This window comes from Sphingopyxis sp. OAS728 (assembly GCF_014873485.1).
In the GTDB taxonomy this organism is placed as follows: Bacteria; Pseudomonadota; Alphaproteobacteria; order Sphingomonadales; family Sphingomonadaceae; genus Sphingopyxis.
This window is the reverse complement of the sequence record NZ_JADBDT010000001.1, coordinates 402,686-416,184: the sequence shown is the minus strand read 5'-3', so window position 1 is coordinate 416,184 and position 13,499 is coordinate 402,686. Positions and strand designations below refer to the sequence as shown.

12 protein-coding genes are annotated in these 13,499 nt (G+C 64.0%); 4 read left to right on the top strand and 8 right to left on the bottom strand.

Annotation, left to right across the window (positions count from 1 at the left end):
• Positions 1 to 3 precede the first annotated feature (3 nt).
• The 4 genes from GGC65_RS02080 to GGC65_RS02065 all read right to left on the bottom strand — a co-directional run bounded on the left by GGC65_RS02080 (position 4) and on the right by GGC65_RS02065 (position 3,779).
• The gene (locus GGC65_RS02080) at positions 4 to 1,935 is read right to left on the bottom strand and encodes an amidohydrolase (RefSeq protein WP_192645644.1); all 1,932 of its coding nucleotides are present in this window, start codon (positions 1,933 to 1,935) and stop codon (positions 4 to 6) included.
• Positions 1,932 to 2,180, bottom strand: a complete 249-nt coding sequence (locus tag GGC65_RS02075) for a XapX domain-containing protein (RefSeq protein ID WP_192645643.1) — start codon at positions 2,178 to 2,180, stop codon at positions 1,932 to 1,934. Before GGC65_RS02075 ends, GGC65_RS02080 begins: the two co-directional genes overlap by 4 nt.
• Before the next feature lie 23 nt (positions 2,181 to 2,203).
• The gene (locus tag GGC65_RS02070) at positions 2,204 to 3,040 is read right to left on the bottom strand and encodes an alpha/beta fold hydrolase (RefSeq protein ID WP_192645642.1); all 837 of its coding nucleotides are present in this window, start codon (positions 3,038 to 3,040) and stop codon (positions 2,204 to 2,206) included.
• A gap of 79 nt (positions 3,041 to 3,119) precedes the next feature.
• Entirely contained in the window at positions 3,120 to 3,779 is a 660-nt protein-coding gene (locus GGC65_RS02065; RefSeq protein WP_192645641.1) for a hydrolase, read from the bottom strand.
• 327 nt (positions 3,780 to 4,106) lie between these two features.
• On the opposite strand from GGC65_RS02065, the gene GGC65_RS02060 reads away from it, so the two are divergent.
• The gene (locus GGC65_RS02060) at positions 4,107 to 6,839 is read left to right on the top strand and encodes an ATP-binding protein (protein WP_318780107.1); all 2,733 of its coding nucleotides are present in this window, start codon (positions 4,107 to 4,109) and stop codon (positions 6,837 to 6,839) included.
• A 118-nt stretch (positions 6,840 to 6,957) separates the two neighbouring features.
• Here GGC65_RS02060 and GGC65_RS02055 read toward each other — a convergent pair whose 3' ends face one another.
• Genes GGC65_RS02055 through GGC65_RS02045 form a run of 3 tightly spaced genes read right to left on the bottom strand, consistent with a single transcriptional unit; the run spans position 6,958 to position 9,546 of the window.
• A complete protein-coding gene (locus GGC65_RS02055; protein WP_192645639.1) occupies positions 6,958 to 7,635 on the bottom strand; it encodes an isochorismatase family protein in 678 nt (225 codons plus the stop codon).
• Positions 7,636 to 7,637: 2 nt separating this feature from the next.
• The gene (locus GGC65_RS02050) at positions 7,638 to 8,522 is read right to left on the bottom strand and encodes an alpha/beta fold hydrolase (RefSeq protein WP_192645638.1); all 885 of its coding nucleotides are present in this window, start codon (positions 8,520 to 8,522) and stop codon (positions 7,638 to 7,640) included.
• A 52-nt stretch (positions 8,523 to 8,574) separates the two neighbouring features.
• Positions 8,575 to 9,546, bottom strand: a complete 972-nt coding sequence (locus GGC65_RS02045) for an alpha/beta fold hydrolase (RefSeq protein ID WP_192645637.1) — start codon at positions 9,544 to 9,546, stop codon at positions 8,575 to 8,577.
• 537 nt (positions 9,547 to 10,083) lie between these two features.
• Between GGC65_RS02045 and GGC65_RS02040 the strand changes: the two genes are divergently transcribed.
• The 3 genes from GGC65_RS02040 to GGC65_RS02030 all read left to right on the top strand — a co-directional run bounded on the left by GGC65_RS02040 (position 10,084) and on the right by GGC65_RS02030 (position 12,220).
• Positions 10,084 to 10,320 (top strand): helix-turn-helix transcriptional regulator, encoded by a 237-nt coding sequence (locus GGC65_RS02040; protein ID WP_192645636.1) that lies wholly within the window; start codon positions 10,084 to 10,086, stop codon positions 10,318 to 10,320.
• On the top strand, positions 10,307 to 10,510 hold the full coding sequence (locus tag GGC65_RS02035; protein ID WP_225940635.1) for a hypothetical protein: 204 nt from the start codon (positions 10,307 to 10,309) through the stop codon (positions 10,508 to 10,510). The genes GGC65_RS02040 and GGC65_RS02035 overlap by 14 nt, the downstream gene beginning before the upstream one ends.
• Positions 10,511 to 10,585: 75 nt before the next feature.
• Positions 10,586 to 12,220, top strand: coding sequence for a recombinase family protein (locus GGC65_RS02030; protein WP_192645635.1), 1,635 nt, complete (start codon positions 10,586 to 10,588; stop codon positions 12,218 to 12,220).
• Positions 12,221 to 12,237: 17 nt separating this feature from the next.
• Here the strand turns inward: GGC65_RS02030 and GGC65_RS02025 are convergent, their stop codons facing one another.
• Positions 12,238 to 13,458, bottom strand: a complete 1,221-nt coding sequence (locus GGC65_RS02025) for a saccharopine dehydrogenase family protein (RefSeq protein WP_192645634.1) — start codon at positions 13,456 to 13,458, stop codon at positions 12,238 to 12,240.
• Positions 13,459 to 13,499: the final 41 nt, after the last annotated feature.

Here is a 13,499-nt window from a genome sequence, read left to right as displayed (position 1 = left end):
CGTTCAGACCGCCCAGCAGCCGCAGCCGAAGGCGCCCCAGAAGCTCTGGACGTCGGCGGCGGGAACATTGGCGCCGAGCGCCGCAGCATGGTCGTGGCCATGAACGTTGCAGGCACTGGCGCAGCCGCACGCCGCTGCCATCTTCTGTGCGCCCTCGGGGCGGCGATAATGGCCGCCGAAGGTCGCGACGGGCGACCAGTCGGGCATCGGCTTGGGCAGCGCGGGCGCGATCGGGCCATAGTCGCCTTCGCCATGCACCACCTTGCCGCCGAGGATGGTCAGAACCGCGCGCAGGTGGACGATCTCGCTTTCGGCGACACCGAAATAATCGTCCGACAGTAGTGCGAGGTCGGCGAGCTGGCCCGCCTTGATCTGGCCCTTTTTCCCGACCTCGTTCGAGAACCATGTGTTCTTCTCGGTCCACAGGCGCAGCGCGGCTTCGCGGTCGAGGCGGTTGCGAACGGGATAGAGCGTCGTACCGCCAAGCGTCTTGCCGGTGACGAGCCACGAGAGCGAGACCCACGGATTATAGCTCGCGACGCGCGTCGCATCGGTCCCGGCGCCGACGGGGATACCGGCCTCCATCATCCGCCTGATCGGCGGGGTCGCCTCGGCGGCCTTGGCGCCATAGCGCTCGATGAAATATTCGCCTTGGAACATCATGCGGTGCTGGACCGCGATGCCGCCGCCGAGTGCCGCGATGCGGTCGATGTTGCGCTCGCTGATCGTCTCGGCATGGTCGAAGAACCAGTTGAGGCCCTGAAGCGGGATGTCGCGGTTGACCTTTTCGAACACATCGAGCGCGCGGCTGATCGTCTGGTCATAGGTCGCGTGGAGCCGCCACGGCCATTTGCGCTCGGCGAGCAACCGGACGACGGGTTCAAGGTCGCTTTCCATATTGGCCGGCATGTCGGGGCGTTCGACGCGGAAATCCTCGAAGTCGGCGGCGGAATAGACGAGCATCTCGCCCGCGCCATTGTGGCGATAGGTGTCGTCGCCGTCGCCGGGCTTCACTTGGGTGGACCAGGTCGCGAAGTCCTTGAGCTCTTCCTTCGGCTTTTGCGTGAAGAGATTATACGCGATGCGCAGCGTCATCTCGCCATCCTTGTGGAGTTTCTCGATGATCTGGTAATCGTCGGGATAATTCTGGAAGCCGCCGCCCGCGTCGATCACGCTGGTGACGCCGAGCGAATTGAGTTCGCGCATGAAACGCTTCGTCGAATTCACCTGATACTCCTCGGGCAGCTTCGGGCCCTTGGCGAGCGTCGCATAGAGAATCGTCGCGTTGGGCTGCGCGAGCAGCAGTCCGGTCGGGTTACCGGCGGCGTCGCGGACGATCTCGCCGCCCGGCGGGTTCGGCGTGTCCTTGGTATAGCCCACGGCGCGAAGCGCGGCGGCGTTGAGCAGCGCGCGGTCATAGAGGTGGAGGATGAACACCGGCGTCTCGGGCGCCGCAGCGTTGATCTCGTCGAGCGTCGGTAGGCGCTTTTCGGCGAACTGATGCTCGGTGAAGCCGCCGACGACGCGCACCCATTGCGGCGGCGGCGTGTTTTGCGCCTGCTTCTTCAGCATCGCCATCGCATCGGCGAGGCTCGGCACGCCGTCCCAGCGCAGCTCCATATTATAGTTGAGCCCGCCGCGGATGACATGGATGTGGCTGTCGATCAGCCCGGGGATCAGGCGGCGGCCCTTCGCGTCGATCACCGTCGCGTCGGGACCGGCAGCGGCGCGGACCGCCTGCTCGCTGCCGACGCTCAGGAATTTGCCGCCGCGGATCGCGACTGCCTGCGCGTCGGGATTGGCCTTGTCGAGCGTGGTCACTTTGGCGTTGACGATGACGAGGTCGGGCTGGGTCATGGCAAAACTTTCCGAAGCGGTGAGAAGGGCGGTGGTGGCAGCGCCGGCAAGCGCTTGGCGGCGGGTGATCGGGTTCATGCGTCATGCTCCTTGGTGGAGGCCGGGGTACCCAGGATCTGCGGGGCACAATCCTCGCGGACGAAGCGGGCAAGTTCGGTACGGTCAGCAAGGCGTTTGGCGACCGGCACCATCTGCTCGCCCAGCAGGATCCCGGCGAGACCGACGAGCGCGATCACCGGGGGAGCGGGAGAACGGACGCCGGTAAGACCGTAGACGAGGCCGGCGAGCAGCCCGGCGCCCAGCGAGACCAGGTAGATTTTCATCGCTCCGTTCTCCCTTCCTTGCTTCAGCTGCGCACGAAGGCGAGCAGGTCGGCGTTAAGGATGTCGGCGTTCACGGTCAGCATCCCGTGCGAAAAGCCTTCATAGATTTTCAGCGTGGCGTTCGGCAGGATTTCGGCCTGCAGCACGGCGGCATTCTTGTAGGGCACAATCTGGTCGTCGTCGCCGTGGAGTACGAGCGTCGGGACGGTGATCGCTTTGAGGTCGTCGGTCTGATCGGTTTCCGAAAAGGCCTTGATGCCGTCGTAATGGGCCTTGGCGCTGCCCATCATGCCCTGACGCCACCAATTGTCGATCACCGCAGGGATGACATTCGCGCCGTCACGATTGAACCCGTAAAAGGGACCCGAGGGCAGATCGCGGAAGAATTTCGAGCGATTGGCCGCAAGCTCGCTGCGCAGGCCGTCGAACACCTCGATCGGCAGGCCGCCGGGGTAGCGGTCGGTCTTCAGCATGATCGGCGGCACCGCGCTGACCAGCACCGCCTTGGCAACGCGGCCCTGCGGGATGCCGTGACGTGCCACATAGGCCGCGACCTCGCCGCCGCCGGTCGAATGGCCGATATGGATCGCATCGCGCAGGTCGAGATGTTCGGCGACCGCGGCAGCATCGGCGGCATAATGGGCCATATCATGGCCTTCGCTCACCTGTTCCGACCGGCCGTGGCCGCGGCGGTCGTGCGCGACGACGCGATAGCCGTTCGCGAGGAAGAAGAGCATCTGCGCGTCCCAGTCGTCCGACGACAGCGGCCAGCCGTGGTGGAAGACGATCGGCCGGGCGTCCTTCGGACCCCAATCCTTGTAGAAGATGTTCGTGCCGTCCTTGGTGGTGACATAAGCCATGGGAAATTCCTTCGCGTGTCTGAAAGATGATGATGAGCGGGGTGGGGCCGGGCGGCGGAATGTCCGGCCCCGGGGGAGATCAGTGGCCGCCTTCCGATGCGCCGAACATCGTCTTGGCATAGGTGATGCCGAGGCCGTAAGCGCCGCCCCATTTGCGGGCGATGCCGGTGGTCAGGTCATAGGTTTCGGTACGTGCCCAGTCGCGCTGCAGTTCGAGCAGATATTGCAGCGCGGTGATCGGCTTCGCACCGGCCTGCACCATGCGTTCGACGGCGCGTTCATGGGCTTCTTCCGAAATGTCGCCGCTGGCATCGGTGATGACATAGGCGTCGAACCCCTGTTCGAGTGCCGAGAGCACGGGGCCGACGATGCAGACCGAGGTCCAGAGGCCGGCGAACACGATGCGGTCCTTGCCGATGCGGTTGACCTCGTCGATCACCGCGGCGTCTTCCCACGTGTTCATGCTCGTGCGGTCGAGCAGCCTCTGGCCGGGGAAGGCGTCGGTGATCTCGTCGAACATCGGACCCGAGAAGCTTTTCTCGGCGACGGTAGTAAGTATGGTGGGGACATGAAAGCCGGCGGCGCCATTGGCGACGAGCGCGGCGTTGTTGCGCAGCAGTTCGGGGGCGATCGACTTGGTGGCGAAAGCCATTTGGGACTGGAAGTCGATGAGGACCAGCGCGTGGTTGCCGGGATCCAGCAGCGCGTTGGCGGGGGTCGGGGTGGCTTTGATCGGCATGGTTGATACTCCTGTTGGCTAATCCTGCTCCCGATCCGATCGGGGTGAGGACGGTTTAGGCAGCAACGCTTGTGCGAAACAGAATGATAAAATTGTTCTGGACGTTCGATAAAATAGAAAAGTGATCGGCGATGATCGTCCCGGCCTCCGCGAAACGGGGCTAGCACCGGTCCATCATTTTGCAGGGATAAATAGGGGTAAAAAGTTGAACGCGCGCCCGCTTCGCGACCTCGATGGCGACGGCCAGCCGGTCGGGATCGGCGACGCTTGCAAATGGCTTTGCACAACCTATCGTCGTCGCGGTTCGGGGAAAAGCAGAGGGAAACAGTGCCGGGCAACACCAGTCTCCACGCCCTGTCGCAACAGGGCGCCTATATGTTCGGCGACTTCCGGCTGCTGCCCGAGCGTCAGGTGCTGTCGTACAGGGGTAAACCGGTTACTCTGGGCGGTCGGGGCTTCGATATTCTTACGCTGCTCGTCGCGCGGGCCGGCGATGTGGTCAGCAAGGCCGATCTGTTTGCCCATGTTTGGCCCGACTATCTGGTCCACGAGCATAATCTGAAGGTCAATGTCGGCAATCTGCGCCGCGTGCTTGCCGAATTCGATCCGTCCACCGATTACATCGCGACGATCGCGGGGCGCGGTTACAAGTTCGTTGCGCCGGTGGAGAGCGATGCGCCGCACGCGCTGCAGTCGGCCGACGCGACGGGCAGCCATTATACCGCGCCGCCGAATGTCCCACATCTCTTCGGCCGCGAGGAGGCGATCCTGCAGATCTGCCGGCAGATCGAAGCGCCGGGCTATGTCACGATCGTCGGGCCGGGCGGTGCGGGAAAGACATCGCTCGCGGCCACAGCCGCGCAGCGATGCAGGGGGCCGGAGGACGCGATCGCCTTTGTCGATCTTTCGACGCTGAGCGACCCGCGCTTCGTCGTGCCGGCGGTCGCCTCCGCACTCGGCGTCTCGCTCGGCCTCGACGATCCGATCGCGGGCGTGATCGACCTGCTGCGCCGTCGCCGGCTAATCCTGATCATCGACAATTGCGAACATGTCATCGCGATGGCGGCAACGATAGCCGAGCGCATCGCTTCGGAGCTGCCGGCGGCGCGCATGCTGATGACCAGCCGCGAGCCGCTGCGCACGCGACACGAACTGATTCACTTCCTCGCGGGACTCGCCTATCCCGACGGCGCGCATCCCGTAAGCGCAAGCGACGCGCTCGATTTTCCGGCGGTCCAGCTCTTCCTTTCGAAAGCGCACGGCTCCGGCGCGGCGGCGATGACCGATGACTATGCGCGGCATGTCGTTTCGATCTGCGCGAGGCTTGAGGGGCTGGCGCTCGCGATCGAGCTGGCCGCCGGCACGGCGAGCTGCCTCGCGCCGTCCGCGCTGGAGCAATTGTTCAAGGACGGGTTCGAAACGATGAACCGGGGGCCACGGGATGCGCCCTTGCGGCACCAGACGCTGGAGGCGACCCTCGACTGGAGTTACCGGCTCCTCCCCGAACGCGAGGCGGTTTTGCTGGAGTTGCTCTCGGTTTTTTCGGGCCGTTTCACCGCCGACGATGCGGAAGCCATCTACGCCGCCGGCGGCCTCGACCCGATGGCGGGGCGTGACGCCTTGTCGCAGCTCGTGGCGAAATCGCTGATATCTTCGGAAATGGACGATGGCGCACTGCGCTATCGGCTGCCCGAAAGCACGGGAGCCTATGCCGCGCAGCGCCTGTTCGGAGCGCCCTATCGCGAGCGCGCCCGGCGCCAGTTCGCCATGCGCGTCAGGGACCGAATGCAGGCGGCCGAGCGCGACTGGTCTTTGCAGACCTCGCGCGCGTGGCTTCGCAAGCATCGGTCGCAGATCGACGATGTCCGCGCCGTCATGGGCTGGGCCTTTGACCCGTCGGGCGATCCCACGATCGGGGTCGATCTGGTCGTCGCCGCCTTGCCGCTGTGGCAGGAGCTGTCGGCCTTCAAGGAGATGCTGGCTGCGATCGATCTCGCCGGTACGGCGGGAGTGGCGGTGCACGCGCTCGAGCCCATCGCCCGGGTCAAGCTTTCGACCGCGCGAGCCTGGGCCATGACGCTGGCGCGGCATATGCACCCCCGAACCGACGCGGCCTGGCGCGAGAGCATCCGCGACGCCGACCTCGCCCGCGATGCGGAGTTCGCGCTGCGGGCGCTGGGCGGACAAGCGGTGTTTCTGGCCTATTCGGGTCGCCCGCTGACCGCCCTGCGGAGCATGACGGACTATGCGGCGGCGTCGGGGCTCGACTGGGATCGCGCGCCCGACGGCAAAAGATTGCTCGCGCATGTCGAGGTGTATGCGGGCCGGCTGTCGTCGGCGTCCACCCGCCTTGCCGAATTGACGGACGCCTGGGGCGATCTGAATGACGGGCGGGGCCTGTCCCGCTTCCAGGTGGATCTGCCCGTCGCGATCGGCCTGTCGCAGTCTTTCCTGCTGTGGCTGCAAGGACAGCCCGGACGTGCCGCCGAAGTGGCGGGCCGCGCCGTCGATCGCGCCGCCGATCTCGATCATATGATTTCGCTCGGTAATGCCATTTCCCTCGCGGCCTTGCCGGTCGCCTATCTGAGCGGCGACCTTGTCGCGGCCGCCCGTTTGCAACGGCAACTGGCCGACGTCGCCAGGCGCGAAAATGTCGGCATCTATGAGGGCACCAGCCGCTTCTTCGAAGGGGCCATTCGGTGGCGCGATGGCGATGACGCCGGGTTGGCGCTGATGGAGCAGGGCATTTCGGAACTCTACCGGCATGGCTGGCGCGCGCGCGTCGCCTTTTACCGGTGCTTGCTGGCCGAAGCTTGGATCGATGCCGGCGAGGTCGAACGCGGCGAAGCCTGTCTGGGAGATATTCTGGCGGACCGCGACGTACGAGAGGAGCGCTGGTGCCATCCCGAACTCTGGCGCGTTGCGGGAGTCGTTAAAGTGCATCGCGGCCAGCCTGCGATGGCGGCGCGCTATTTCGACAAGTCCCGCCGCTACGCCATGTCGATGGGGGCCGGAGCGGCGCTGGACCGTGCGATGTCTTCCATCGCCGCGACACAGTAGCGAGCCGACGCCCTCGCCGGTGGGGCATCGGGTACGGCGATGAACGCGGCCGCCCTGTCCCGGGAACGCCTCCAGATAAGCGCCCCGGTTCAGAATGGCCGCGTTCCGTGTCGCGCGATCAGCTTGTCTCGCGCGCGGCCTGCTGGGCCCGAGCATAGCTTTCGGCCACCGCCGCATAGTTGGGCGCGACGAGGCCGTAGAGCTTGCCGAGTTCGGCCGCTTCGGGCCGCGCCCAAGTCCGGTGGAGTTCGGACAGCAGGGCATTGGTCGAGGTCGGCTTGACGCCACCCTGGACAAAACGCGCGAGCGAGATGCGCGATGCCATCTCGCTCGGGTCGCCCGACGCGTCGAGCACGGCGTAGACGTCGTAGCCCGCCGCGCGGGCGTCGAGGGCGGGGAACATCACGCAGACGCTCGTCCACACGCCCGCCATGATCAGCGTCTTGCGCCCCGTGGAGCGGACCTCGGCGACGAAATCGTCATTGTCCCATGCGTTCACCTCGCCCTTGCGCGGCACATAGACGGCGTGTGGCGCATAGTCGTGGATTTCGGGCATCAGCGGACCGTTGGTGCCGGCGGGCTCCGACGCGGTCGTGATAACCGGAATTTCAAGGAGCGTCGCGAGCCTGGCGATCATCTCGACATTGCGGCGAAGGTCAGAGACCGGGATATCCTTGACCGTCTGGAACAGGCCCGACTGGTGATCGAGAAGCAGGATCAGCGCGTCGGACGGGTCGATCAGCGTCGCGCCGCCGCCGGAGGGAAGCACGCTCGATTTGGATTTGCTGCTGTACATGGTCATTCTCCTTCTTGGGTTGCATTCATCGGGGGAAGGCTTCGCGCGAGGAAGTCGCGCAGGATCGGGACCATCTCGTCCGCCTTCTCCTCAAGGGCGAAATGTCCGGTGTCGAAGAAATGGAGCTGCGCGTCCGGCAGATCGCGGAGAAAGGCGCGCGCGCCGCCGGGCAGGAAAATGGGATCATTCTCACCCCACAGAATCAGCGTCGGCGGCTGATGCTCGCGGAAATAGCGGTGAAATTCCGGATAAAGCGCGACGTTGGTCCGATAGTCATTGATGATGTCGAGCTGGATTTCGGTGGCGCCCGGGCGGTCGAGGAAGAACTGGTCGATGAGCCATGCCGCCGGATCGATCTGCGCCGTGTCCGCCGCCCCAGTCAAGTACTGGAAGCGCGTGCCGTCGAGCGTCAGGAACGGGCGCATCGCATCGCGGTTGGCCGGGCCATTGTCGGCCCAATAGGCGCGCGTCGGCGCCCAGAAATCGCCCATGCCGTCCTCATAGGCATTGCCGTTCTGCACCACCAGCGCGGTCACCCGGTCGGGATGCGCGAGCGCCAGCCGAAAGCCGGTCGGCGCGCCATAATCCATGACGTAGAGCGCATAGCGCCCGATGCCGAGCTGCTCCAGAAATGCCGCGATGATGTTCGAAAAACTGGCAAAGCCATATTCGAAAGCCTCGGGCGAGGGCATGGCGGAGAGTCCGAACCCCGGAAGGTCGGGTGCGACGACATGATAGCGGTCGGCGAGCGCCGGAATCAGGCCCCGGTACATGTGCGACGAGCTCGGGAAGCCGTGGAGCAGAACGACGACGGGCGCGCTCCGTTTGCCGGCTTCGCGGTAGAATATCTCCACGCCGTCGACGATCGCTATGCGGTGACTGGTCATGTCTTTTCCTTCCAGATGCAGGCTGCGGGACTGCGGGCCCCGCAGCGGCACGTCATTTGCAGAGCTTGCGGTCGAGGAAGTCGCGAATGAGCGGCGCCATCACGTCGAGCTTGTCCTCAAGCGCGAAGTGGCCGCTGTCGAGAATATGCATCTCGGCGTCGGGAAGGTCGCGCAGATAGGGATGCGCGCCGGCCTCGGGAAAGATCACGTCGTTCTTGCCCCAGACGATCAGCGTCGGCGGTTTGCGCTCGCGGAAAAAGGCCTGGAATTGCGGATAGAGCGGGACATTGCTGCCATAGTCGCCGAGGAGGTCGAGCTGGATGTCCTTGTTGCCCGGCCGGTCGAGCAGCGCCTGGTCGATCACCCAATTGTCGGGACTGATCCGCGCCACATCCCCCATGCCATCCGTGTACTGGAACTTGGTCGTCTCGAGCGTGAGGAGGCCCGCGAGTGCCTCACGGCGTTCGGGCGTCTTCTCGGCCCAATAGGCTTTGATCGGATCCCAGAAGGCGGCGAGCCCCTCGGTATAAGCGTTGCCGTTCTGGACGATCAGGCTTTCGACCCGCTCGGGGTGCTTGAGCGCTAGCCGGTATCCGATCGGGGCGCCATAATCCATGACGTACATGCTGTAGCGTGTCGCGCCGACCTTTTCAGCGAGCTTGTCGACGATGTCGGTCAGGTTCGCGAAAGTGTATGCGAAGGCCTTGTGGTCGGGCGCGTCGCTCTGGCCATAGCCCGGATAGTCGGGCGCGATGACGCGATAGCGATCCGCGAGCAGCGGGATGAGGTTTCGGAACATATGCGACGAGGTCGGGAAACCGTGGAGCAACAGGATGACCGGCGCGTCTTTGGGCCCGGCTTCGCGGTAGAAGACCTTCACGCCGTCGATCGTCGTGCTCTTGTAGTGGATGACGGGCACGGCCTGTGCCGCCACCACGGGTTTGGAAGGGGTGCAGCTGGCGTCGGCCGTGACCGGCGCGAGGGCGGCGAGAAGTACGGCAGCGCTTGCGAGATATCTGTTCATTGTCCTTGCCTTTCCATTGGGTGCAGATCGATCGGCACCTTGCGAAAGGGAGGGCTATCATCGGGGCAGACAGGACCCGGGATAAATAAGGGTAAAAAGTTGAACGCGGGGTCCCTGCCGCATGAGCAGAGAGGGCGTGCTAATCCTGTCTACAGGAAATCCGAGGCGTGGGTATCCGGCCCGAATTGTCCGCTTCCCCGGCGCGCGGCCTGAAAGCTGACAGTCCGCAACCGGCCATAGCTGGCTTCCATCGGTTCTAAACGTAGCGGGGTTTTGAGGTCGGTGGCCCTCCTTACACGCGCGTGTCTTTGGGCGACAGGAGGTGACGAACTCCGACGCCGGGACGGCATGAGAAAAAAAGATTCCGTGGCGAGTTCGTACGTCCGCGTACAACGGAGTTCGACTGCGTCCGATGGAGTTTCAATGAGCGACTGAGATGCCCCGTGGCGCCATGAAGAGACAGTTGCGCGGCGGCTTCGAATACCCAATTCTGCAGTCAGGGGAGCCCAGCAACCGTCAGCCGATGGAGTATCTTCCGTGTCCAGCTCAGACAAAATCCTCCGCCTCAAGACCGTCCAGGATCGAACCGGCCTGTCCCGCTCGACCATCTATCGCAAGATCGCCGAGGGGACGTTCCCGGCGCAGCTCAAGATAAGTGTTCATGGTGCCGGCTGGCATCAGTCCGCCATCGACCAGTGGGTCGCGGACCCGGCCGGCTATCGCGCCGACAACGACAATCGTCCTGCACCGGGCGGCAATCATGGCGGGCGATGAAGCGCCACGCCCGGACCATCTGACCGCTACCAATGACAATGAACAGGGCCTCGGTCGCGTGCAGGTCGATGCCGCGCTGACGCGCGTCGCGGAAGCAATCGGGCGGCACATCGCTCGCGAGCATATCCGGTCGCGGCGGGCGGCCAACGACAATGAGCCTCCGGAAAACACGAACGGCCGGAAGCGTTGACGCTAGGGTCATAGGGGCGGACACCGTCTTTACCGGCTGTCGGGAGTTGTTCCCGCTCATGCAAAGGAAGATGAGATGATCCGCGTCGCCCTCTATGCCCGCTATTCCTCGGACCAGCAGAGTTCGGCGTCGATCGCCGACCAGCAGCGCATCTGCCGCGAGCGCGCGGAGCGCGAAGGCTGGCACATTGCCGGCACCTATGAGGATGCTGCGATATCGGGCGCAAGCATGATCCTGCGGCCCGGTATTCAGAAACTGGTCGCCGATGCGCAGGCCGGCACCTTCGATATCGTGCTCGCCGAAGCCCTCGATCGCGTCTCGCGCGATCAGGCCGATGTCGCGACTCTTTTCAAGCATCTCCAGTTCGCGCGTGTTCCGCTGGTCACCCTCGCCGAGGGTGAAATCTCCGAGCTGCATGTCGGGCTCAAGGGGACGATGAATGCGCTGTTTCTGAAAGACCTCGCCAAGAAGACGCATCGTGGTCTGCGCGGACGGATCGAGAGCGGCTATTCGGCGGGTGCGGTCGGTTATGGCTACCGGATGGTCCGGCGCCTGACGAGCGAGGGCGAGCTTGTGCGCGGCGAGCGCCAGATCGAACCCACTGAGGCGCTGATCGTCGAACGCGTGTTTCGCGAGTTCGCGAGCGGCAAGAGCCCACGCTCCATCGCCCGCGATCTCAATGCGGAGGGCATCGTCGGCCCTGCGGGTAAGGCGTGGCGTGACACGAGCGTAAGGGGCGATGTCAGGCGTGGCACCGGCATCCTCAACAATGAGCTTTATGTCGGCGTCCGCGTCTGGAACCACAAGCACACTGTGAAAGACCCCAGCACCGGCAAGGAGGTCACCCGCCTCAATCCGGAATCCGAATGGATCAGGAATGCGGTTCCCGATCTTCGCATCGTCAGCGACGACCTATGGGCTGCGGCAAAGCGCCAGCAGGAAGTGATCGCCGAGCGTTATGTGAATGTCCGCAAGGCGGCGCAGACCGGTGCGCTCCACCACACGCGGCGTCCTGCCTATCTACTCTCGGGCCTCCTTCAATGCGGCACCTGCGGTGGACCTTTTGGCATCGTCGTCAGTGACCGTTACGGCTGCACCGGCCATCATCGCAGTCACAACTGTGCCAATGTTCGCACCATCCGCAGAGAAGAGATTGAGCGCCGGGCGCTGGCGGGCATTGCGGAGCGGTTGGTGTTGGCCGACAAGATCGAGGCGGCGGTTGCGGCCTATGCGGCGCATATCAATCGCGAGAACCGTGAGCGGCGTGTTCAGGCCGATGCTGACGGAAGAGCACTGGCCCGGATCGACAAGGCGGTGGCGGGCATCATGGCGGCTATCGAGGACGGCCTTTACCAGCCCACGATGAAAGCGCGCATCGCCGAACTGGAACGCGAGCGGGTCGAGGTCGAAGCACGGCTCGCCGAGGCGCCGCCGGTCATCCCGGACGTGCATCCCGGCATCGCTGAAATCTACAAGCGCAAGGTGGCTAGGCTGACCGAAACGCTGAACGACCCGGATACACGGCTTGATGCTTCAAGCGATATCCGGTCGCTTGTCGGACGCATTGTCCTTCACCCCGGCGACAAGCGGGGCGAGGTCCATGCGACCTTGCATGGCTCGCTGATGGGGATACTGGACTTCGTTAGCGACAATCCCCAACCCGACGCCAGCCGAGTTATAACATCGGTGGCCTCGGGTTCGCGGGAATGACGAAAAAGGGAATGGACTCAGAAATCCAGCGGGCCGTCCAATTCCTTCACCTGCCAGGGCAGGCCATGCTTGTTCAGCATGTCCATGAAGGGATCGGGATCCATCTGCTCCATGTTGAACACGCCCCCCTCACCATTTGGGCCGCTCCACGTGCCGGTGACCATCATCGCCGCGCCGATCATCGCGGGAACGCCGGTGGTATAGCTCACCGCCTGATTGCCCGTCTCGGCGAATGCCTCTTCGTGATCACAGATATTGTAGAGATAGAGCGTCTTTTCCTTGCCGTCCTTGCCAAGGCCGGTCGCGATGACGCCGATGTTGGTCTTGCCCTTGGTCGTCTCGCCGAGGCTCGACGGTTCGGGCAGCACGGCCTTCAGGAACTGCAGCGGCACGATCTCGCGGCCTTCGTAGATGACGGGGTCGATCCGCGTCATGCCGACGTTCTGGAGGACGGTGAGGTGCGTGATATAAGCCTCGCCAAAGGTCATCCAGAAACGGATGCGCTTGATCTCGGGCAGGTGCGTCTTCAGGCTTTCGATTTCCTCATGATACATGAGGTACATCGTCTTCTCGCCGACCGCTTCGAAGTCGAACTTCTGCTTCACCGACATCGGCGGGGTTTCGACCCAGCCGCCATTTTCCCAGTGGCGCGCGACCGCGGTCACTTCGCGGATGTTGATCTCCGGGTTGAAGTTGGTCGCGAAATGCTGGCCATGGTCGCCGCCGTTGCAATCGAGAATGTCGAGCGTGTCGATGCGGTCGAAATGATGCTTCTTGAGCCATGTAGTGAAGACGCTGGTCACGCCGGGGTCGAAGCCCGAACCGAGCAGCGCCATCAGCCCCGCATCCTTGAAGCGGTCCTGGTACGCCCACTGCCAATGATATTCGAACTTCGCCTCGTCGCGCGGTTCATAGTTGGCGGTGTCGAGATAATGCGCGCCGGTCGACAGGCACGCCTCCATGATCGTGAGATCCTGATAGGGGAGCGCAAGGTTCACGACATGCGTCGCGCCGATCGAGCGGATCAGCGCCGCGGTCGCGTCGATATGGTCGGCGTCGACTTCGGCGGTCTTGATCGTGACGCCGGTGCGTTCCTTCACCGATTCGGCGATCGCGTCGCATTTGAACTTGCGGCGGCTCGCCAGCGTGATGTCGGGAAAAATGTCGGGGTTCATCGCCATCTTATGCACCGCGACCGATCCGACGCCGCCTGCGCCGATCACCAGAACCTTGCTCATGAAAAATCTCCTGCCCGCTATGCTGCGGCTTGTGTTGTATG

Bases quoted from the DNA above. Each gene is read 5' to 3' on its own strand.
- GGC65_RS02080 (WP_192645644.1), bottom strand. From the start codon at position 1,935: ATGAACCCGATCACCCGCCGCCAAGCGCTTGCCGGCGCTGCCACCACC.
- GGC65_RS02030 (WP_192645635.1), top strand. From the start codon at position 10,586: ATGATCCGCGTCGCCCTCTATGCCCGCTATTCCTCGGACCAGCAGAGT.
- GGC65_RS02055 (WP_192645639.1), bottom strand. From the start codon at position 7,635: ATGTACAGCAGCAAATCCAAATCGAGCGTGCTTCCCTCCGGCGGCGGC.
- GGC65_RS02065 (WP_192645641.1), bottom strand. From the start codon at position 3,779: ATGCCGATCAAAGCCACCCCGACCCCCGCCAACGCGCTGCTGGATCCC.
- GGC65_RS02045 (WP_192645637.1), bottom strand. From the start codon at position 9,546: ATGAACAGATATCTCGCAAGCGCTGCCGTACTTCTCGCCGCCCTCGCG.
- GGC65_RS02050 (WP_192645638.1), bottom strand. From the start codon at position 8,522: ATGACCAGTCACCGCATAGCGATCGTCGACGGCGTGGAGATATTCTAC.
- GGC65_RS02075 (WP_192645643.1), bottom strand. From the start codon at position 2,180: ATGAAAATCTACCTGGTCTCGCTGGGCGCCGGGCTGCTCGCCGGCCTC.
- GGC65_RS02035 (WP_225940635.1), top strand. From the start codon at position 10,307: ATGGCGGGCGATGAAGCGCCACGCCCGGACCATCTGACCGCTACCAAT.
- GGC65_RS02070 (WP_192645642.1), bottom strand. From the start codon at position 3,040: ATGGCTTATGTCACCACCAAGGACGGCACGAACATCTTCTACAAGGAT.
- GGC65_RS02025 (WP_192645634.1), bottom strand. From the start codon at position 13,458: ATGAGCAAGGTTCTGGTGATCGGCGCAGGCGGCGTCGGATCGGTCGCG.